At 65.1% G+C, this 19,016-nt stretch carries 20 protein-coding genes; 12 read left to right on the top strand and 8 right to left on the bottom strand.

Annotation, left to right across the window (positions count from 1 at the left end):
* Positions 1–116: 116 nt before the first annotated feature.
* Positions 117–812, top strand: coding sequence for a response regulator (locus BG457_RS00735; protein WP_084657352.1), 696 nt, complete (start codon positions 117–119; stop codon positions 810–812).
* A gap of 62 nt (positions 813–874) precedes the next feature.
* Here BG457_RS00735 and aspS read toward each other — a convergent pair whose 3' ends face one another.
* Together aspS and BG457_RS00725 are read right to left on the bottom strand one after the other, a co-directional pair.
* Entirely contained in the window at positions 875–2,656 is a 1,782-nt protein-coding gene (gene aspS / locus BG457_RS00730; protein ID WP_071795118.1) for an aspartate--tRNA ligase, read from the bottom strand.
* Between the two features lie 73 nt (positions 2,657–2,729).
* Positions 2,730–3,017, bottom strand: a complete 288-nt coding sequence (locus BG457_RS00725) for a DUF3572 family protein (protein WP_071795020.1) — start codon at positions 3,015–3,017, stop codon at positions 2,730–2,732.
* Positions 3,018–3,144: 127 nt separating this feature from the next.
* Here BG457_RS00725 and BG457_RS00720 point away from each other — a divergent pair, with 127 nt between their 5' ends.
* Complete coding sequence (locus BG457_RS00720) at positions 3,145–4,527, top strand: diguanylate cyclase (protein ID WP_071795019.1); 1,383 nt, start codon at positions 3,145–3,147, stop codon at positions 4,525–4,527.
* 10 nt (positions 4,528–4,537) lie between these two features.
* Here BG457_RS00720 and BG457_RS00715 read toward each other — a convergent pair whose 3' ends face one another.
* Genes BG457_RS00715 through BG457_RS00700 form a run of 4 tightly spaced genes read right to left on the bottom strand, consistent with a single transcriptional unit; the run spans position 4,538 to position 6,469 of the window.
* Positions 4,538–5,005, bottom strand: coding sequence for a periplasmic heavy metal sensor (locus BG457_RS00715; protein ID WP_175546694.1), 468 nt, complete (start codon positions 5,003–5,005; stop codon positions 4,538–4,540).
* Positions 5,006–5,017: 12 nt separating this feature from the next.
* On the bottom strand, positions 5,018–5,383 hold the full coding sequence (locus BG457_RS00710; protein WP_071795017.1) for a hypothetical protein: 366 nt from the start codon (positions 5,381–5,383) through the stop codon (positions 5,018–5,020).
* The gene (locus BG457_RS00705) at positions 5,373–5,951 is read right to left on the bottom strand and encodes a sigma-70 family RNA polymerase sigma factor (RefSeq protein ID WP_071795117.1); all 579 of its coding nucleotides are present in this window, start codon (positions 5,949–5,951) and stop codon (positions 5,373–5,375) included. Before BG457_RS00705 ends, BG457_RS00710 begins: the two co-directional genes overlap by 11 nt.
* Before the next feature lie 53 nt (positions 5,952–6,004).
* Positions 6,005–6,469 carry an EF-hand domain-containing protein gene (locus tag BG457_RS00700; RefSeq protein ID WP_175546693.1) on the bottom strand — a complete coding sequence of 155 codons (465 nt, stop codon included), beginning with the start codon at positions 6,467–6,469 and terminating at the stop codon, positions 6,005–6,007.
* A gap of 183 nt (positions 6,470–6,652) precedes the next feature.
* On the opposite strand from BG457_RS00700, the gene BG457_RS00695 reads away from it, so the two are divergent.
* From BG457_RS00695 to cobD, 7 genes are all read left to right on the top strand, one after another.
* On the top strand, positions 6,653–7,069 hold the full coding sequence (locus BG457_RS00695) for a DUF983 domain-containing protein (protein WP_071795015.1): 417 nt from the start codon (positions 6,653–6,655) through the stop codon (positions 7,067–7,069).
* The gene (locus tag BG457_RS00690; protein WP_071795014.1) at positions 7,053–7,727 is read left to right on the top strand and encodes an NUDIX hydrolase; all 675 of its coding nucleotides are present in this window, start codon (positions 7,053–7,055) and stop codon (positions 7,725–7,727) included. Before BG457_RS00695 ends, BG457_RS00690 begins: the two co-directional genes overlap by 17 nt.
* The gene (locus tag BG457_RS00685) at positions 7,724–8,038 is read left to right on the top strand and encodes a hypothetical protein (protein ID WP_071795013.1); all 315 of its coding nucleotides are present in this window, start codon (positions 7,724–7,726) and stop codon (positions 8,036–8,038) included. Before BG457_RS00690 ends, BG457_RS00685 begins: the two co-directional genes overlap by 4 nt.
* A gap of 129 nt (positions 8,039–8,167) precedes the next feature.
* A complete protein-coding gene (locus BG457_RS00680) occupies positions 8,168–10,987 on the top strand; it encodes a molybdopterin-dependent oxidoreductase (protein ID WP_071795012.1) in 2,820 nt (939 codons plus the stop codon).
* Between the two features lie 74 nt (positions 10,988–11,061).
* A complete protein-coding gene (locus tag BG457_RS00675) occupies positions 11,062–11,805 on the top strand; it encodes a 4Fe-4S dicluster domain-containing protein (protein WP_071795011.1) in 744 nt (247 codons plus the stop codon).
* Positions 11,806–11,808: 3 nt separating this feature from the next.
* A complete protein-coding gene (locus tag BG457_RS00670) occupies positions 11,809–12,681 on the top strand; it encodes a dimethyl sulfoxide reductase anchor subunit family protein (RefSeq protein WP_071795010.1) in 873 nt (290 codons plus the stop codon).
* An 87-nt stretch (positions 12,682–12,768) separates the two neighbouring features.
* Complete coding sequence (gene cobD, locus BG457_RS00665; protein ID WP_071795116.1) at positions 12,769–13,734, top strand: threonine-phosphate decarboxylase CobD; 966 nt, start codon at positions 12,769–12,771, stop codon at positions 13,732–13,734.
* A gap of 67 nt (positions 13,735–13,801) precedes the next feature.
* Here the strand turns inward: cobD and BG457_RS00660 are convergent, their stop codons facing one another.
* Both BG457_RS00660 and BG457_RS00655 read right to left on the bottom strand, forming a co-directional pair.
* Positions 13,802–15,448 carry an amidohydrolase gene (locus BG457_RS00660; protein WP_071795009.1) on the bottom strand — a complete coding sequence of 549 codons (1,647 nt, stop codon included), beginning with the start codon at positions 15,446–15,448 and terminating at the stop codon, positions 13,802–13,804.
* Positions 15,445–16,131, bottom strand: a complete 687-nt coding sequence (locus tag BG457_RS00655) for a TetR/AcrR family transcriptional regulator (protein WP_071795008.1) — start codon at positions 16,129–16,131, stop codon at positions 15,445–15,447. The genes BG457_RS00660 and BG457_RS00655 overlap by 4 nt, the downstream gene beginning before the upstream one ends.
* 94 nt (positions 16,132–16,225) lie before the next feature.
* Between BG457_RS00655 and BG457_RS00650 the strand changes: the two genes are divergently transcribed.
* Genes BG457_RS00650 through BG457_RS00640 form a run of 3 tightly spaced genes read left to right on the top strand, consistent with a single transcriptional unit; the run spans position 16,226 to position 19,008 of the window.
* Positions 16,226–17,299 (top strand): ABC transporter ATP-binding protein, encoded by a 1,074-nt coding sequence (locus tag BG457_RS00650; protein ID WP_071795007.1) that lies wholly within the window; start codon positions 16,226–16,228, stop codon positions 17,297–17,299.
* Positions 17,292–18,212: an ABC transporter permease gene (locus BG457_RS00645; protein ID WP_071795115.1), complete on the top strand. Its 921-nt coding sequence runs from the start codon at positions 17,292–17,294 to the stop codon at positions 18,210–18,212. The genes BG457_RS00650 and BG457_RS00645 overlap by 8 nt, the downstream gene beginning before the upstream one ends.
* Positions 18,205–19,008 carry an ABC transporter permease gene (locus tag BG457_RS00640; RefSeq protein WP_071795006.1) on the top strand — a complete coding sequence of 268 codons (804 nt, stop codon included), beginning with the start codon at positions 18,205–18,207 and terminating at the stop codon, positions 19,006–19,008. Before BG457_RS00645 ends, BG457_RS00640 begins: the two co-directional genes overlap by 8 nt.
* The last annotated feature ends 8 nt before the right edge of the window (positions 19,009–19,016 follow it).

The following is a 19,016-nucleotide window of genomic DNA, read 5'->3' as shown; positions in this document are numbered from 1 at the left end:
CGGCAAGGCAAGCCCCCGCATCCGCAGCCGTGACCAAGGGCCGCATCGCGCCAGCGCTCTTAACGCAAATTTAGCGAGTCTGCGCTGAGATAGGGGAAGCTGCCCTGGAGGATATCATGACCACCACCCATACCCGGCCCGCCGCAGCGGGTCGCCTGCCGCTCAATATTCTCAGCCGCCCCTATCACCGCGGTGGCACAATGCTGCTGATCGAAGACAGCCGCCAGACCTGCGATTCGATCCGGCTGATGTTTCAGGGCGCAGGCGGGCGTATGCGCCGCGCGGACAGCCTGAAAGGGGCGCGTCGGCACCTGTCGCTCTATACGCCCGATGCGGTGCTGGTGGATCTGGGTCTGCCGGATGGTTCCGGGCTGGAGCTGATCGCCGAAATGACCGCGCATCCGCCCCGCGTGCCGCTGATCATCGCGATTTCCGGCCAGCCAGAGCTGGAGGCGGCGGCCCTGACTGCCGGGGCCGATGCCTTTGTGGCCAAGCCCTTCGACAGCATCGCGCAGTTTCGCAACCTGCTGGCCCCGGTGTTCTTTCCGCTGCATGCCGCATCGGCCTGGCCGGATATGCCGCCCCGCACGACGCTGGCCCTACGCGACGATCTGTTTCTTGCGCTCGACCTGCTCTGCGGGCGCGCACCAGAAGACCGGCGCGGCTATGCGCTGCAATTCACCGCGACGCTGGCGCGCAGTCTGGGCGATGTGGTGATGGCAGAGGCGGTCCATGAGGCGCGCCTCTCGGGCAATATCCTGCCCCTCATCACGCATCTGCGCAGGTTGCTGGCGGATCAGCCGCTGATCTGAGGCACAGGCTTGCTGCCCGTAGGGTGCGTGCTGTAGCACGCACCTTACCTGCGGCCCTTCCGTCAGTCCTTGGGTGCGAGCCGCAGCCCCAATTCGCGCAACTGCTCATTGGTCGGCTCCGACGGGGCTTTCAGCAGCAGATCCTCGGCGCGCTGGGTCATCGGGAACATGATCACCTGCCGGATATTCGCCTCATCCGCCAGCAGCATCACGATCCGGTCAATCCCGGCGGCACAACCGCCATGCGGGGGCGCACCGAATTTGAACGCCTTGACCATGCCGCCGAAGCGCTTGTCCACTTCAGAGGCCGGATAGCCCGCGATCTCGAAAGCGCGATACATGATTTCGGGCTTGTGGTTGCGGATCGCGCCCGAGAGGATCTCATAGCCGTTGCAGGCCAGATCATACTGATAGCCCTTCACCTGCAACGGATCGCCCGAGAGCCCGTCCATGCCGCCTTGCGGCATCGAGAAGGGGTTATGCGAGAAGTCGATCTTGCCGGATTCAGTATCCGCCTCATACATCGGAAAATCGACGATCCAGGCAAAGGCGAAACGGTTCGTCTCGGTCAGCCCCAGCTCGCGCCCGATCTCATCGCGGGCTTTCGCCGCCACACCCTCGAATTGCGCAGGCTTGCCGCCGAGGAAGAAGGCGGCGTCGCCTTCGCCCAGCCCAAGCTGGGTGCGGATCGCCTCGGTCCGCTCAGGCCCGATATTCTTGGCCAATGGTCCTGCAGCTTCCAGCCCGCTCTCGCCCGCGCGCCAGAAAATATACCCCATCCCCGGCAGCCCCTGCGCCTGGGCAAAAGCGTTCATCCGGTCGCAGAATTTGCGCGACCCACCGGTGGGCGCGGGGATTGCACGGATCTCGGTGCCCTCATTTTCCAGCAGTTTCGCAAAGATCGCGAAGCCAGAGCTGCGGAAATGCTCGCTGACCACCTGCATTTCAATCGGGTTGCGCAGGTCGGGCTTGTCAGAGCCGTATTTCAGCAAGCTCTCGGCATAGGGGATGCGCGGCCAGTCAGCGCAGGGATCCACGGTCTTGCCGTCCGCAAATTCCTCGAACACGCCTTGCAGCACCGGCCCCACGGCGGCAAAGACATCTTCCTGCTCGACAAAGCTCATCTCGACATCAAGCTGGTAGAAATCGGTCGGCGAGCGGTCAGCGCGCGGGTCTTCATCGCGGAAACAGGGCGCGATCTGGAAATATTTGTCGAAGCCCGAGACCATGATCAGCTGCTTGAACTGCTGCGGCGCCTGCGGCAGCGCATAGAACTTGCCCGGATGCAGCCGCGAAGGCACCAGAAAATCGCGCGCGCCCTCTGGCGAGGACGCGGTGATGATCGGCGTCTGGAACTCGGTGAATCCCGTGTCCCACATCCGCTGGCGCATCGAGCGCACCACATTCGAGCGCAGCATCATGTTGCTGTGCAGCCCGTCGCGGCGCAGATCGAGGAAGCGGTAGGAGAGCCGCGTCTCTTCCGGATACTCCGGCTCGCCAAAGACCGGCAGCGGCAGATCATCCGCCGCGCCCAGCACTTCCACCCCGCGCACATAGACCTCGATCTCGCCAGTGGGCAGCTTCGTGTTCACCAGCGAGGCGTCGCGCGCTTTGACCGTGCCTTCGATGCGGATACAGAATTCGGCGCGCAGCTTTTCAATCGCCGCAAAAGCCGCCGAGTCGCTGTCGCACAGAACCTGCGTGATCCCGTAATGGTCGCGCAGATCGACGAAGAGCACGCCCCCGTGATCGCGGATACGGTGCACCCAGCCGGACAGACGCACGGTCTGGCCCACATGGGCAGCGCGCAGATCGGCGCAAGTATGGCTGCGATAGGCATGCATGATCGGCCCCTTCAGATGCTGGAGTTCAGGCTTTGGGCGATACACAGGCTGCGGGGGCGGAAGTCAAGGGGGCTCAGGTCCAGTGCATCTGTCCGGCACCGGAAAGAACCGCCTGCGCAAGGGCGAGCTGATCGAAGGCAAGGCCCAGCGCCCCACTGGCGGCGATAACGGTCTCGTCGCGCATCAGGATGAAATCCAGCGCAGCACCGCCCAGCGCCGGATCCCCGCCCGCCTGCAGCCCGTCGCGCAGATCCGCCGCGCTGGCGCCGGTCGCGGCCAGAAAGACCGGCAGCAACGCCTCCTGCGCGCAGAGCCAGAGCAGGGCATCTGCCGCGATCTCTTCGGCGCGTCCGGGGGTCATGGGCGGTAAACCTGCGTGTTTAAAGAGTTGTTAACCATTGATGCGTATTCCTTAACCCTATGCAGCGATCTGCGACACTGCATTCTTCACTGCAGCAGGATGTGTCAACCAGCAAGGGGCAGCATAGATGCCAAACCGCGTTCTCGTCGTGGATGATCTCTCGATCTCCCGCGTTATCCTGCGGGCAAGGTTATCCGCCGCCTGTTATGACACGCTGCTCGCGCATAGCGGTCAGGAAGCGCTTGACCTCGCGCGCAGGGAATTGCCGGATCTGGTGCTCATGCATTGCGGTCTGCCCGATCTGGACGGGGCAGAGGTCTGCAGGATGCTGCGCGCCGATCCGCGCACCTGGCATATTCCGGTCATCCTGTTCTCGGCACAGGGCAGCCGTGCGAACCGGCTGGCGGCGCTGGCAGCAGGGGCCGATGATTTCCTCGTCCGGCCGCTGGATGAAAACTATCTGCTGTCGCGGCTGCGCGCGCTGCTGCGCCGCAGCGCGCTGGAACGCGACTATCAGGGGCAGGAAACCCCCGCCCTGCGCGCCGGTCTGGCAGATGCGGTGCGCACAAATGCCCGCTCCGGCCGGGTCGGTCTCGTCGAGCCCGAAGGCGGCAGCGCGTCGGACATCGCCGCACCCATCGACATGCGCATCGCGATGTCCGACGCGCTGAACCCGCCACAGCAGAGTGCGCTGCCCGACGTGTTCCTGCTCGCGCCCGAGATCATCGGCGGGCAGGGTCTGGCCATCATCTCGGAATTGCAGTCGCGACCGATGACGCGCCAGATCCCCATCGTGGCGATCCTGCCGCAGGACATGACGGTGGAATGCGGCATGGTGCTGGATCTGGGCGCGGAAATCGTGCTGCGCCTGCCGCTGGACCCGGAGGAAACGCGCCTGCGTCTGGACGCGGTGATCCGGCGCAAGACATGGGCCGATGCGCTGCGCCTGGCGCTTGGGGCAGAACTGGATCTTGCCTCGCGCGACGCGCTGACAGGGCTGTTCAACCGTCGCCATGCCCTGTCGCGCCTGACCGAGATGATCGAGGGTCGCGCCGATACGCCTGCGCGCCATTTCGCGCTTCTGATGATCGATCTCGACAATTTCAAGCAGGTGAATGACCTTTTCGGACATCTGAGCGGGGATGCTGTTCTGACCGAGGTTGCCGCGCGCATGGCATCTGCCGTCAGATCCGACGATCTTCTGGCCCGGTTCGGCGGCGAGGAGTTTCTTCTCGCCCTGCCCGGTCTGGACGCGCTCTCCGCTCGCGCCATGGCCGAGCAGATCCGCAGCCGGATCGAAAGCGCCGAATACCGGACCGGTCCGAATAACACGCGGCTGCGCATCACCGCCTCGATCGGCGTGAGCGTGCACGATGGTAGCCAGCAGGCATCGGCCGAACCTGTCAGCGCACAGATCCAGCGGTTGATTGATCAGGCCGATCAGGCGCTCCATACAGCCAAATCCTCGGGTCGCAACCGGGTTGCGCTTGGCTTTTCTGCCGTGGCCTGATTTGCCCCGCTCAGTTTCCGCGCGCGGCCTCGCTGCGCGGATGCCAGCGGCGCGCGCGCATCTGTTCCTGCAAGGCATCGGCATAAGCATGGCGTTGTTCAGGCGTCATCGCGCTGACGCTGTTCACCAGACGCAGATGCATCTCGGAACTCATCCTGACCAGACGATCCTGCGCCTGCTGCAGGCTTGCGGCAAAGGCATCGGCGTCAAACTCTTCCGCGCGCAGGGCCGCGATCATCGCCGGGGCCGCCGGACGACCCGGACGCTCGGCGCGGGCGGCGCGCCAGATCTCGCGGGTTTCGCGCCGCAGTTTGCGCCGCTCATCCGCAGGCAGCGCGGAGATCGCGGCGCGCATCACCGACCCATCAGAGCCGGCGCGGGTGATGATCCCCCCCAACACGCCCAGCGCCGCCAGATTCAGCATGACCGAAACCGCCAGCGCCGCTTTCAGCCAGGGAAAACGCTTCCGTGTTTCCATGTTCTCCATCGCCTACATTCCCATCAGCAGCGGATCATCCAGCCCGATCAGGGGCATAGTGATCATGTCCACATAGCTCAGCGCATCCTGCATCCAGAGCGGCGCATCAAGCGCGGCGACAGGCATTGGCAGGACAAAGCCGACCCAGAGCCCCGCCAGCCCCGCTGTCACGCCACCGGCCAGACCCGACAGCACCCAGCCCGATAGCCAGCCGCGCAGCCGTCCCGGTCCGGCGGCTTCGGGCGCGGGGGCTGGTCCTGCCTGCCCGATGATCCGGGCGCGCAATCCGGGCGAAAGCTGCGGGGCTTCCGCGCGGGCGGCCTCCAGAAAGGCCGCAAGCGGATCAGAATCGCGACGGTCAGACTCTTCAGTCGTCATCTTCAAACCCCAATGCTTCGCGCTCTCCCGCCAGAATGGCGGTCAGCCGCCGTTTCCCCCGCGCCGTCAGACTTTCCACCGCCTCGACCCCCACCATCAGGATGGCGGCAATCTCGGGATTGGACAGCCCTTCCAGATGCCGCAGGATCACCGCCTCGCGTTGCCGTTCCGGCAAGTCCAGAAGCGCCGCTTCCAGTGCACGGGCGCGCGCAGTGCGCATCAGCCGCGCATCCTGCCCCAGCGCCGGATCCGGCAGATCGGGCAGTTCCGGCACCATCGGCTTGCGCCGCCGCAACCGGTCCGTGCACAGGTTCCGCGCCACCCGGAACACCCAGGTCGCGGGCTCGGCCAGCCCGGCCTGCCAGTCCGGTGCCATCTTCCACAGCCGCAACATGGCTTCCTGCGTCACATCCTCGGCCTCTTCGCGACTGCCCAGCATCCGCGCGGCATAGCGCAGGACACGGGGCGCAATCAGATCGGTCAGCGCCGCCGCCGCAGACTGGTCGCGCGCGACGACCCGCGCCAGCAATGCCGCCTGTTCACTGCCTTCGGTCACATCCTGCAGCACTGCCTGCTTCCTGCCGTCTTGCGGGGCGGGTCTGCGCCCGCCCTGCCTGTCATTCAACGCTGGCGATGCCGCTCCATCCGGTGCTCGCCCCGCATCCCGCGCCGCTGCATATGCTCGGCAGCCCGGTTGCGGAAGGCTTCATATTCCTCTGCAGAGATCACACCATCGGAATTGGCATCAATCCGCGCGAAAAGCCGCGCCTGCATCGCTGCGCGCCGCGCGTCCCGGCGCTCTGTGGCATAGGCTTCCAGCCCCGCGCGCAAGGCATCCTCATCCAGCCTGCCCTCGGCATCGGCTTCCTGCATCAGCCGCGCGATCATCTGCTCGCGCATCTGGCCGCGCGGATCGGCAAGGGCGGCCTGAAAATCCTCCAGCGTCACCTGACCGCTGCCATCTGCGTCCATCGCCTCGAAACCGGGCAGCATCGGGCCGCCCTGCCCCATGCTGCGGGCCTCGGCCAGCGCGGGCAGCATCAGGACAGCACAAGCGCCCAGAATCATGTGAATCGGTCGTGTCATCTGTTGTTCTCCTGTCAGATGGGGCGCCTCTTGTACCCCGGACATGACATCAAACGCGCTCCCCGCCCGGTTCCGTCGCAGCTTTCCGCCAAAGCTTGCGGCATGGTGCCGCAAATCACACATCACGGGTATCTTTTTTCTGCAAAAAGCCTATATCGGGGGCTTCAACGACAGGACTTTGCCATGACATTCGCCGACACCGGCTACAAGACCGAAACCCCGGACGACCGCCCCCTCACCCCGGCCATTCTGCGCGGCCTGCGCTGCAAATGCCCGGCCTGCGGCGAAGCATCGATGCTGCAGGGCTTTCTGAAAGTGGCCGATACCTGCCCCGCCTGTGGCGAGGATCTGAGCCACCAGCGCGCCGATGACGGCCCGGCCTATCTGACCATGCTGGTCACGCTCAAGACGGTCACGCCGATGATGGTCGCGGCCATGTTCCTGTGGGATCTGCATCCGGCGGTGCTGTTTTCGCTCTTCGCCACATTGCTTGTCGCACTTTCCCTGTTCCTTCTTCCCCGCTTCAAGGGCATGATCGTCGCCATCCAATGGTCGCGCCGCATGCACGGGTTCGAGGGGAAGGATGCAAGACAGCACTGACAAGACCGCCATCCGCGACGCAGCGACGATCCTGCTGATCCGGGGCACAGGGCCTGATGCACGTGTCCTGATGGGCCAGCGCGGGGCGAAAGCGGTCTTCATGCCCGATAAATTCGTCTTTCCCGGTGGCGCGGTCGATGCCGAGGATGCGGCCATCCCGCTCGCGCATCCGATGCCTGTGCCCTGCATGGCGCGTCTGGCGCAGGGCCATGCCGGGCCGCACGCGCTTGCCGTCGCGGCCATCCGCGAACTCTGGGAAGAAACCGGACTGATCCTTGGCACCCCCGGCGACTGGCCCGCGCCGCCCGCCGACTGGCAGGGCTTTGCCGCCAAGGGGCTGATCCCCGATGCCAGCCATCTGCGCTATATTTTCCGCGCGATCACGCCCCCCGGTCGCCCCCGGCGCTTCGATGCGCGCTTCTTTCTGGCACAGGCCGAGGCGGTCACGGGCGATCTCGATGATTTCTCTGCCGCCTGCGACGAGCTCAGCCATCTGCACTGGGTGCCGCTGCGCGAGGCGAGGCGCCTGAACCTGCCCTTCATCACCGAGGTTGTTCTGGCCGAGGCACAGGCGCATATCGAGGGCGAGGCGCTTGCCCCCTCGGTGCCGTTTTTCGACAATTCGACCGGCGAGTCGATCTTCCGACGTATCGCATGACCGCGGGGCGGGCTTTTCCGTGGAAAGCCTATCTCTGGTCACTGGCAGGACTCCTGCTCTTCGCGTCCGCCCCCCTGCTCGGGGGATTTCTGGCCAGCGTGATCGCCTCTGCACATGATTGCAGGCTGAACGAAGCCACGGTCCATTCCTGCGTCGTGCTTGGCATCGACCTAGGCGGCATGCTGTATGTCCTCTTCGTCATGACATGGTTCGGGCTGATGACCCTTCCCCTTGGCGCGATGGCCCTGACCGGGTGGATCGTCGTATTGGTCCTGCATCTGATCCGGCGCTGGCTGCAGTCCCGCGCCTGAGATTCTGACAGCGCGATCTGGCGCTATCCGCATCAAAATTCTGGACATATCCTCCCTGTTTCTGCACTGATAGCGGTACATCGTTCCAATTTGGTGCCACAAACCGGAACGCATGGGAGGAAGCAGGGCATGACGCAACCCATCGTGAACCTGTCGCCACAGGTCTCAGAGGAGGTCCGCAAGACTACCTGCTACATGTGTGCCTGCCGCTGCGGTATCAATGTCCATATGAAGGGCGGCAAGGTCGCCTATATCGAGGGCAATCGCGATCATCCGGTGAACCGGGGCGTGCTCTGCGCCAAGGGCAGCGCGGGCATCATGCAGCACCTCTCGCCCGCCCGCCTGCGCGCGCCGCTCAAGCGGGTCGGCCCGCGTGGATCGGGCGAATTTCAGGAAATCTCCTGGGACGAGGCATTGCAACTCGCGACCGACTGGCTGGCGCCGCTGCGCGCGACCGCACCCGAAAAACTCGCCTTCTTCACTGGCCGCGACCAGAGCCAGAGCTTCACCGGCTGGTGGGCACAGGCTTTCGGCACCCCCAACTGGGCCGCGCATGGCGGTTTCTGCTCGGTCAATATGGCTGCGGCGGGCATCTACACAATGGGCGGCGCCTTCTGGGAATTCGGCCAGCCCGACTGGGACCGCACGAAACTGTTCCTGCTCTTCGGCGTGGCAGAAGATCACGACAGCAACCCGATCAAGATGGGTCTGGGCAAGCTGAAAGCGCGGGGTGCGCGGGTGATCGGGGTGAACCCGATCCGCACGGGCTATAATGCCGTGGCCGATGACTGGGTGGGCATCACGCCGGGCACTGATGGCCTGTTCATCCTCGCGCTGGTGCATGAACTGCTGCAGGTAGGCAAGATCGACCTTGGCTATCTGATCCGCTACACCAACGCCCCCTATCTGGTGAATGCCCATGACGGCCCCGACAAGGGCCTGTTCCTGCGCGGGGAAGATGGCAAACCGCTGGTGCGTGACCGCCGCAGCGGGCGGGCCGTGGCATGGGACAGCCCCGGCATCTCCCCCGATCTGGCGAGCGGGGTCAGGATCGGCGGTGTCACCCATCTGCCCGTCTTCCGCCATCTGGCGGATCGCTACCTCTCCGACGATTATGCGCCCGAGAACGTGGCCGCGCGTTGCGGCATCCCTGCGCCGCGCATCCGCGCCATTGCCGCCGAGATCGCGCGCGTGGCCTTTGACGAGGAAATCACCATCAACCAGCCCTGGACCGATTTCCGCGGCCAGCGGCATGAGACCATGACCGGCCGCCCTGTCGCCATGCATGCCATGCGCGGGGTTTCGGCCCATTCCAACGGTTTCCAGACCTGCCGCGCGCTGCATCTGTTGCAAATCCTGATCGGCAGCGTGGAAACCCCCGGCGGTTTCCGCTTCAAGCCGCCCTATCCCAAACCGCCCGAGGCGCACCCCCGCCCCCATGCCGGTTTCACCCCCGGCCAGCCGCTTGACGGGCCGCATCTGGGCTATCCGCTGGGCCCGGAACATCTGCTGATCAATGATGACAACAGCGCCAAACGCATCGACAAGGCGTTTTCATGGGACGCGCCGATGTCACCGCATGGCATGATGCATATGGTCATCTCGAACGCCCATGCGGGCGATCCCTATGAGATCGACACGCTGTTTCTCTATATGGCGAATATGGCGTGGAACTCCTCCATGAACACGTCTCAGGTCATGGAGATGCTGACCGACCAGAAGGAGGATGGCAGCTACCGTATCCCGCGCATCATCTATTCGGATGCCTATAGTTCCGAAATGGTGGCTTTCGCCGATCTGGTGCTGCCCGACACCACCTATCTGGAACGCCATGACTGCATCTCGCTTCTGGACCGCCCGATCTGCGAGGCCGGGGCGCTGGCAGACAGTATCCGCTGGCCCGTGGTGCAGCCCGACCGCGATGTGCGCCCTTTCCAGTCGGTGCTCTTGGATCTGGGTGCGCGGCTTGGCCTGCCCGGCATGGTGACAGAGGATGGCAGGCCCAAATTCCGCGACTATGCCGAGTATATCACCCATCACGAACGCCGCCCCGGTATCGGCCCGCTCGCAGGCTTTCGCGGGGCGGATGGCACCGCGCAGGGGCGCGGCGCCCCGAATCCCGAGCAGATCGCGCGCTATATCGAGAATGGCGGCTTCTGGATCGACCATATTCCGCCAGAGGCGCAGTTCTACAAACCCTGGAACGCCGCCTATCAGGGCTGGGCGGTGGCGCGCGGCCTCTATGACAGCCCGCAGCCCTATCTGTTCAACCTCTATTGCGAACCGCTGCGCAAATTCCAGCTTGCCGCCGAGGGCCATGGCCTCCGCCAGCCCCCGGATCATCTGCGCGCGCGGCTGGTGGACACCATGGACCCGCTGCCGCTCTGGTATCCGACCTTCACCGATGCCGGGACCGACCCCGAGGATTACCCGCTGCACGCCCTGACCCAGCGCCCGATGGCGCATTACCATTCATGGGGCAGCCAGAACGCATGGCTGCGCCAGATCCACGGCCATACACCGCTCTATGTCTCGGGCGAGATCTGGACCGAGCAGCGCTTCACCGAGGGCGATTGGGCCACCCTCACCTCGCCCCATGGCAAGATCACCCTGCCCGTCCTGCGCATGGACGCGCTGAACGCCCGCACCGTCTGGACATGGAACGCCGTCGCCAAACGGCGCGGCGCCTGGGCCTTGGGCGAAGACGCCCCCGAGGCCACGCAAAGCGCACTTCTCAACCACCTGATTCATGAACTCCTGCCGCCCAAGGGCGACGGGCTCCGCTGGGCCAATTCCGATCCCGTCACCGGGCAGGCGGCATGGTATGACCTGCGCGTGCGTATCGAGAAAGCCCCGAAAGGCCAAAGCCGCAGCTATCCGGCCCACCCGGCGCAGACATCCCCTGTTCCGGCAGCGCCCGAAAACCTGACACATCAGGTCAAAGCCTGATCCATGCCCCATTTTCTTGCCAAAAATACTCAATACAACCCCGCCCCCAGCCTGACGCCAGAGGCGCGCCCCAGATGACAACACTGCCCGCCACCACTCAGAAAAAGCTTGGCCTTGTCATCGACCTTGATACCTGCGTCGGCTGTCATGCCTGCGTGATCTCCTGCAAGGGCTGGAATACCGAGAATTACGGCGCGCCGCTCGCGGATCTCGACGCCTATGGCGGCAACCCCGAAGGCACCTTCCTCAACCGCGTCCATACATTCGAGGTCACGCGCGAGACCGCCCCGCCCATGGTCGTGCATTTCCCGAAATCCTGCCTGCATTGCGACAATGCACCCTGCGTCACGGTCTGCCCGACCGGGGCCAGCTACAAGCGGGTCGAGGACGGGATCGTTCTGGTGAACGAATCCGCCTGTATCGGCTGTGGCCTCTGCGCCTGGGCCTGCCCCTATGGGGCGCGGGAAATGGATGGCGCGGAGAAGGTGATGAAGAAATGCACCCTCTGCGTCGACCGCATCTATAACGAGAACCTGCCGGAAGAGGACCGAACCCCCGCCTGCGTGCGTACCTGCCCGGCAGGCGCGCGCCATTTCGGCGATTTCAGCGACCCGGACAGCCATGTCTCGAAACTCAGCGCCGCGCGAGGTGGCTTCGATCTGATGCCCGAACAGGGCACAGCGCCAGTGAACAAATACCTGCCCCCGCGCGGGCGCGACACGCTGGATGTCCCTGATCTTGCCAGCATGTGCGAGCCCGCGCCCAAAACCGCCAAAGGCTTTCTCGGCTGGCTCGACCGCGCGCTGGAAAGGCTCTGAGCGATGCATCCCGCCCCCTCGCTCATCCTTTTCACCGTGCTTTCCGGCACTGGCTTCGGCCTTCTGGTCTGGCTCGGCTTCGGTCTCAGCGCGCCGCTTGGCCTTGCGGCCTTCATCCTCTTTGGCCTTGGCTATGGGCTGGCGGGCGCCGGGCTGATCGCCGCAGCCTTCCACCTTGGCCACCCCGAACGCGCGCTCAAAGCCTTTACGCAATGGCGCTCAAGCTGGCTCTCGCGCGAGGCGGTGCTGGCCACCGCCAGTTTGGCCGTGATGGCCCCCCATGCCGCGAGTTCCGCTTTCGCTGCAACACCCCTGCCGCTATTCGGCGGGCTTGGTGCGGTGCTGGCACTGGCCACGATCTTTGCCACCGCGATGATCTACGCCCAGATCAGGGCCGTGCCGCGCTGGCATCACTGGTCCACCCCGCCGGTTTTCGTCCTCGCAGCCCTTGCCGGTGGCGCAATGCTGGCCGCAAGAAACACCCTCGCCCATTGGCTGATGCTGGCCCTTGCCGCAGCAATGGTCGCGCATTGGGTCGCGGGTGACCGCCGTTTCGTGCAATCGGGCAGCAACACGGGCACCGCAACCGGGCTTGGCGCCCTTGGTCGCGTCCGCCTGCTGGAGCCGCCCCATTCCGGGCGCAACTATCTCTTGCGCGAGATGGTCCATGTGGTGGGCCGCAAACATGCGCATAAGCTGCGCCTGATCGCCCTTGGCTTCGGCGCGATCATCCCGGCACTGCTGCTGATGCTGCCCGCGAGCTATGGCACGATCACCCTCGCGCTGGTCCTGCATCTGACCGGCATGGCGGCCCAGCGCTGGCTCTTCTTCGCAGAGGCCGAGCATGTCGTCGGGCTCTATTACGGCAAAAGGTGAAGGTTCTGAGGTGACAAAGCTGTGCGGCACGGGCTTGCGCTTTTCGCCACGGGACGGCACAGCAACCGCGCAGGCCCGGAGGACAGAATGCGCGACCACGGTGGCAATATCGACGCGGCGAAAGCCCGGTTTGGCGGCAGTGACTGGATCGACCTGTCGACCGGGATCAACCGCCAGCCCTATCCGCTGCCGCCCCTGCCCGCCCATGTCTGGACCGACCTGCCGACCCGCAGCGCGCAGGACGCGCTGATCCGCGCAGCGCAGGCGGGTTTCGCGACCGCCGCGCCGATGATCGCTCTGCAAGGCGCGCAGGGCGCGATCCAGATCCTGCCCCATCTTGCAAATCCGGGCCGCGCGCACATCCTCAGCCCCACCTATAACGAACATGCCGCAGCCCTGCGGGCGGCAGGATGGGAGGTGAGTGAGGTCGCGACCCTTGTCGCGCTTGAAGGCGCTGATCTGGCGGTGGTCGTGAACCCCAACAATCCCGACGGCCAGCATCATGACCCGCAGGCGCTGCTGAGGCTCAGCACCAAGGTCACGCGGCTGATTGTCGATGAAAGCTTCGTTGATGTCGCGCCCACCCTGTCGCTTGCCGCGCAGGCCAGCGACCGGCTGATCGTGCTGCGCTCTTTCGGCAAATTCTGGGGGCTGGCCGGGCTGCGCCTTGGCTTCGCGCTGGCGGGCGCGCAGACCATCGCCCGGATCGCGGATCACGCCGGGCCGTGGCCGGTCAGCGGTGCCGCGCTGGAAATCGGTCGTCTGGCCCTGGCCGATCGCGACTGGCAGGACCAGACCCGGACACGCCTTGCCAGCGATGCCGCGCGGCTGGACAGCATGGCCGCCCGCGCCGGATGGCAGCTGATCGGGGGCACCGGCCTGTTTCGGACCTATGCCGCGCCGGATGCAATCGCCGCGCAGGAACAATTTGCACAGGCGCAAATCTGGACGCGCATCTTCCCCTATTCCCCGACATGGATCCGCTTCGGCCTGCCCGGCTGCGAAAGCGAATGGGCGCGGCTGGAGCAGGCGTTCCTGAGCATCGCCCGCTGAGCTTCAGGCCCGTTTGCCGCATACACGCGGGATAGCTCACGCCCCCGGCGCGGTCATATCGGGGCTTTCAGGCTTCATGCGTGATCTCACCATCGCAAAGCGTCAGCCGGATGCCCATGGCCCCGATCTCGTCATGGGGCGTGGCCTCGATATCCCCCGACAGCAGCACCAGATCGGCCTTCATCCCCGGCGCAATACGCCCGGTGATATGATCCATATGGCCGACACGCGCGCCACGGATCGTATAGGCTTCCAGCACCTGATGCAGGCTCAGCCGCTGATCAGGCAGGCCCGGCAGCCAGGGCTCGCGGGTCATCGCCGCCTCTATACCCGCCAGCGGTGAGATCGGCACAATCGGCCAGTCCGAAGAAAAGGCGAAATCCGCCCCCGTCTCGACGATCCCGCGCCAGGCATAGGCATGGCGCGTGCGCTCCGGCCCGATGCCCGCCGTGGTGCCGCTTTCGCCCACAGGCGCATGCGGCGGCTGCATCGAGGCGGTGACACCAAGTACCGCAAAGCGCGGAATATCCTCGGGGTGGATCATCTCGACATGTTCGATTCGGTGGCGGCTGTCGCGCGGGCCATTCGCGGCGGCGGCAGCGGCATAGCCGTCCAGCGCCAGCCGCACCGCCGCGTCACCAATGGCATGCACCGCGATCTGCAGCCCGCGCCGGTCGGCCTCTGTCGCGGCGGCGTGGAAATGTTCGGGCGTGAACAATGTCTCGCCGCGATGACCGGGGCGGTTAGCATAGGGGGCCAGCAGCGCCGCTGTGCCGCTTTCGATCACCCCGTCAAGAAACATCTTGACCAGCCCGGAGCACAGTTTGTCGGTCCTGAAATCCCGCGTCATCGCACTGGCGCGCTCCAGTTCCGACAGGTCCATTTCAGGGGTCAGGTGGAAGGGCACCTTGACGCGGGCCGTCAGCGCGCCCGCGCCCTGCAGATCCTCCAACAATTCCAGCAGATAGCGGTTGCCATCCATGTTATGCATGGCGGTGATCCCATGCTGCGCGGCATGGCGCAGGCCAAGTTTCAGCGCGGCGCGATCTTCCTGCCTTTCGGCCTCGGTGGGCGGCACGGGCGGCTCTATCCCCGACATGCCCAGCATTTCCCGCCCGCCGGTATTGCGCAGCTCCAGCACCGGCAACAGCGCCAGTTTCTCGCGCAGCTCGCCGGTTGCGCACCCGTCCGGCCCCATCACCACCTCATTGCCGGGCGGCAGATCGCGCCCCTGCAGCAGCCGGGCGGCCCGGAGTGCGGCGGTATTGGCAAAAAGCGTATGGAAATCATAGGCCATCACCGCCAGCGGGCGCTCCGGGCAGACCTGATCCAGCACATGCCGGTCCAGCGCCATATCCGGCCCCAGCATCGCGTAATCCGCCCCCTGCCCGAACAAGAGCGCCGCATCAGGATTGGCGGCGCCAAACTCCGCGACAGCGACGCGCAGCGCGTCCAGTCCCTGCACACCCCCAAGCTGCATATGCGTCATCCCATAGGCGCCCGAAAACAGATGCAGATGCGATTCCACGAAACCGGGCAGCAGCGTCGCGCCACCCGCATCGATCAGCCGGGTTCCGGGACCGGCCAGCGCGCGCAGTTCCTCCTCGCCCACCGCTAGGATCCTGTCGCCCGCAACCACCACTACCGAAGCACGGGTGCGGCGCGGATCCATGGTCAGGATCCGCGCATTGTACAGGATCAGGCTTGGCGTCATTGCGGGTTTCCGGTCTTGCGGCGGGGGGAGTGAAGGCTCGCGTCCTCCAGCGCCAGATCCAGCAGCGGCAGCACCCGCGCGCGCACCAATGCGTCATGGTCGGTGAGCGTCATCGCGTCTTCGGTGATCAGGCGGATGAAGCAGGGCAGCCACAGATCATGCAGCATCTCGGCCAGTTGGGCACTGCTGGCAGGCTTGCCCGCGCGGGTAGTGAGAGAATACTCATCGAAGACCGAGGCGATCGCGCCGATCAGCGCCTCTGTGACCTCGCGATAAGTCTGCGAAAGTTCGGCATTGGGGTGGCGGATGGCCGAGGATTCCGCATAGCGCCAGACCCGCTTTCCGGCGATGGCCAATGTTTGCGCGGCGATCCGCGAGAAAAGCGCTTCCGCCACGTCAGGAAGCGGCATGCCATCCCGGCTGCGGCGCGAAAACTCGCCCGCGCGGGCATTGCGGGTGCCTTCGTCGATGATGGCGATCAGGATACCGTCCTTGGAGCCGAAATAATTGAACACGGTCGGCGCCGAGATATCGCAGGCCTGGGCGATATCGTTGATCGTGGTGGCGTCAATGCCGTTGCGGGCAAACAGGTCGCGCGCCACGGCGATAATCTCGTCGCGACGGCGCGCCTTCTTCCGGTCGCGCAACCCGGTTGCGGAATCGTCAAGAACACCCTCGGCCATCGCTGTCACCTTTTTTAACTCTATAAAAATATTTATTGACAAAAATTTTTTAGTCAATAACTTTTCTTTCCAGTCGAACGCGAAAAGGCGCCGCATGCTGGAAGTTCAGTCCCTGTCAAAAACCTTCGGTATCGGCGCAAGCGCCTATCATGCCCTGCGCGCTGTGGATGTGACGATTGCAGAGGGCGAGTTCTTCACCCTTCTCGGCCCCTCGGGCTGCGGCAAGACCACGCTGCTGCGGCTGATTGCGGGGTTCGAACAGCCGACCGCAGGGCGGCTGGTGCTGGACGAGCGCGATATCGCCGCGATCCCGCCGAACCGCCGCCCCGTCAACACCGTGTTCCAGAACTACGCGCTCTTCCCGCATCTGAGCGTGGCGCAGAATGTGGGTTTCGGGCTGGAGGCACAGCGCCGCCCGGCCACAGAGGTCAAAGCGCGGGTGGCCGAGATGCTGGATCTGGTGCAGATGGGCCATCTGCGCGACCGGCGCAGTTCGGAATTGTCCGGCGGGCAGCAACAGCGCGTGGCGCTGGCGCGGGCATTGGCCCCCAAGCCGCGCATCCTGCTTTTGGACGAACCGCTCAGCGCACTGGATCTGAAACTGCGCAAGGATATGCAGACCGAACTCAAGCGGTTGCAGCAGGAAACCGGCCTGACCTTCATCTTCGTCACCCATGATCAGGACGAGGCGCTTACCATGTCGGACCGTATCGCGGTGATGGAAGGCGGGCGGCTGCAACAAGTCGCCACACCGCGCACGCTCTATGATGACCCCGCCAATCGCTTTGTCGCGGGCTTCATCGGCGATACGAATTTCCTGCAAGGCGAGGCGCGGGGCGGCAGCGTCACGCTGGCCGGTCTGCCGCCCGCGCCGCTGGCCGGGGCCAATGCGCGCAGCGGCCCTGTCACGGTGCTGGTCAGGCCCGAGCATGTGGTCATCGGCCACTCCGTGCCGCAGGCGCTGCAGGTCGAAGGCCGGGTCGAGCGGCTGGTCTTTTCCGGGACCGACACGCATGTGCATCTGCGGCTGGGGCAAGGCGAGACGCTGGTCGCGCGGACCCAGAACAGCCTGCATTCGGGCACCGCGCTGGAGCAGGGCGCGGCGGTCAACGCCTTCCTGCCGCTGGAGGCGCTGCGGCTCCTGCCCGATGAGGCCGCGCATGGCTGAGACATCCACCCCCGAAACCCGCGTGTGGCGCGACGAATTGCGCCGCCGCTGGGCGCTGGCCAGCCCGGCCATGATCGTGATCACGCTCTTCTCGATCCTGCCGCTGATGGTGATGGTGGTCTATTCCTTTCTCGCCCCCGGCCTCTATGGCAATGTGATCTGGGAATTCTCGCTTAGGGGCTGGGCCGGGGTCTTTACCGAGCGCGACCTGTTTGACGACACGCTGGGCATCGCCTGGGCGCATGTCACGATCCTCGGCCGCTCGGTCGCGCTGGCGCTGGCGACAACCGCGCTGACGCTGGTCTTCGGCCTGCCGACCGCATGGTTCATCGCCACCCGGCACCCGTCAACCCGCGCCTTCTGGCTGTTTCTGATCACAATTCCCTTCTGGACCAACCTTTTGGTGCGCACCATCGCGATACAGGAAGTCATCCGCGCCGATGGCACCATCAACCGCATCCTGCTGTCGATGGGGGTCATTGATGCACCTTTTGCCATGATGTTCACCAATGGCGCGGTCCTGCTGGGGATGAGCTATGTCTTCCTGCCGCTGATGGTGCTGCCGGTCTATGCCGCCATCGAGAAATTCGATTTCCGGCTGGCAGAGGCCGCCTATGACCTGCATGCCTCGCGGCTTTACTGCCTGCGCCGGGTGATCCTGCCGCTGATGAAACCGGGGATCGTGGCCGGGTCGATCCTTGTCTTCATCCCCGCGCTCGGGGCCTATGTCACGCCGCGCCTGATGGGCGGCGGACGGGCGATGATGTGGGGCAACCTGATCGACCTGCAATTCGGGCAGGGCCGCAACTGGCCGCTGGGGGCCGCGCTCTCGGTGGTGCTGACGCTGGTCGTGGCCGGGGCGCTGGTCTGGTATGTCCGCGCCACCGCCGCGAAAGGCGGGCGTGATGGCTGACCGACGCTTTTCCGTCCGGCATCTGCCGGGGGTTTCGGGGATCGCCCTGATCACCTTCGTGGTGCTCTACACCCCCGTCCTGATCCTTGTGATCTATGCTTTCAACGCAGGCCCGGTGATCGGCCGTTGGGAAGGATTCTCGCTGCGCTGGTTCACCGCCGCGCTGGAGAATGCCGCTTTCCGCAATGCCGCGCGGAACTCGCTGATCGTGGCCAGTGTGGCGGGGCTTGTCGCCACGCTCTGCGCGACACTGGCCGCGCTCGCCACCACGCGGGGGCGGCGGTTCCGGGGCGAGGGCGGGATCTATCTGGTCCTGAACCAGCCGCTTCTGGTGCCGGAAATCGTGCTCGCAGTCGCGCTGATGATCCTTCTGGCGCAAATCAAGCAGGCCACCGGCTATCACGGGCTGGGCTGGCTGATCATCGCGCATTCCACCTTCTGCATTCCCTTTGCCTATATGCCGATCCGCGCCCGGCTGGAGGGGATGGATCTCACGCTGGAAACGGCGGCGATGGATCTCTATGCCAGCCGTTTCTACACCTTCCGCCGCGTGACCCTGCCCTTGATGGCGCCGGGCGTGCTGGCGGGCTTCATGCTGGCCTTCGTCATCTCGCTGGATAATGTCGTGGTCAGCACTTTCGTCAAATCGCCGGGGCAGGAAACCCTGCCCACCTATCTGATGGGCGAATTGCGCCGCAATCTCAGCTCGGAAATCTACGCCATCTCGGCGCTCTTGCTGTTCGCCAGCGTCGCGGTCGTCGCCGCCTCGTGGCTCATCACCCGCCGCAAACCCTGACCCTGAAC

The sequence above is a fragment of the Natronohydrobacter thiooxidans genome, from assembly GCF_001884735.1.
In the GTDB taxonomy this organism is placed as follows: Bacteria; Pseudomonadota; Alphaproteobacteria; order Rhodobacterales; family Rhodobacteraceae; genus Roseinatronobacter; species Roseinatronobacter thiooxidans_A.
This window is presented reverse-complemented; position numbering and strand designations above follow the sequence as displayed.

What these genes read in the sequence shown, in the direction of transcription:
- BG457_RS00660 (WP_071795009.1), bottom strand. Translation starts at nt 15,448, where the DNA reads ATGACGCCAAGCCTGATCCTGTACAATGCGCGGATCCTGACCATGGAT.
- BG457_RS00680 (WP_071795012.1), top strand. Translation starts at nt 8,168, where the DNA reads ATGACGCAACCCATCGTGAACCTGTCGCCACAGGTCTCAGAGGAGGTC.
- BG457_RS00650 (WP_071795007.1), top strand. Translation starts at nt 16,226, where the DNA reads ATGCTGGAAGTTCAGTCCCTGTCAAAAACCTTCGGTATCGGCGCAAGC.
- BG457_RS00670 (WP_071795010.1), top strand. Translation starts at nt 11,809, where the DNA reads ATGCATCCCGCCCCCTCGCTCATCCTTTTCACCGTGCTTTCCGGCACT.
- BG457_RS00710 (WP_071795017.1), bottom strand. Translation starts at nt 5,383, where the DNA reads ATGACGACTGAAGAGTCTGACCGTCGCGATTCTGATCCGCTTGCGGCC.
- BG457_RS00720 (WP_071795019.1), top strand. Translation starts at nt 3,145, where the DNA reads ATGCCAAACCGCGTTCTCGTCGTGGATGATCTCTCGATCTCCCGCGTT.
- aspS (WP_071795118.1), bottom strand. Translation starts at nt 2,656, where the DNA reads ATGCATGCCTATCGCAGCCATACTTGCGCCGATCTGCGCGCTGCCCAT.
- BG457_RS00695 (WP_071795015.1), top strand. Translation starts at nt 6,653, where the DNA reads ATGACATTCGCCGACACCGGCTACAAGACCGAAACCCCGGACGACCGC.
- BG457_RS00690 (WP_071795014.1), top strand. Translation starts at nt 7,053, where the DNA reads ATGCAAGACAGCACTGACAAGACCGCCATCCGCGACGCAGCGACGATC.
- BG457_RS00700 (WP_175546693.1), bottom strand. Translation starts at nt 6,469, where the DNA reads ATGACACGACCGATTCACATGATTCTGGGCGCTTGTGCTGTCCTGATG.
- BG457_RS00675 (WP_071795011.1), top strand. Translation starts at nt 11,062, where the DNA reads ATGACAACACTGCCCGCCACCACTCAGAAAAAGCTTGGCCTTGTCATC.
- BG457_RS00715 (WP_175546694.1), bottom strand. Translation starts at nt 5,005, where the DNA reads ATGGAAACACGGAAGCGTTTTCCCTGGCTGAAAGCGGCGCTGGCGGTT.
- BG457_RS00640 (WP_071795006.1), top strand. Translation starts at nt 18,205, where the DNA reads ATGGCTGACCGACGCTTTTCCGTCCGGCATCTGCCGGGGGTTTCGGGG.
- BG457_RS00685 (WP_071795013.1), top strand. Translation starts at nt 7,724, where the DNA reads ATGACCGCGGGGCGGGCTTTTCCGTGGAAAGCCTATCTCTGGTCACTG.
- BG457_RS00645 (WP_071795115.1), top strand. Translation starts at nt 17,292, where the DNA reads ATGGCTGAGACATCCACCCCCGAAACCCGCGTGTGGCGCGACGAATTG.
- BG457_RS00725 (WP_071795020.1), bottom strand. Translation starts at nt 3,017, where the DNA reads ATGACCCCCGGACGCGCCGAAGAGATCGCGGCAGATGCCCTGCTCTGG.
- BG457_RS00655 (WP_071795008.1), bottom strand. Translation starts at nt 16,131, where the DNA reads ATGGCCGAGGGTGTTCTTGACGATTCCGCAACCGGGTTGCGCGACCGG.
- cobD (WP_071795116.1), top strand. Translation starts at nt 12,769, where the DNA reads ATGCGCGACCACGGTGGCAATATCGACGCGGCGAAAGCCCGGTTTGGC.
- BG457_RS00735 (WP_084657352.1), top strand. Translation starts at nt 117, where the DNA reads ATGACCACCACCCATACCCGGCCCGCCGCAGCGGGTCGCCTGCCGCTC.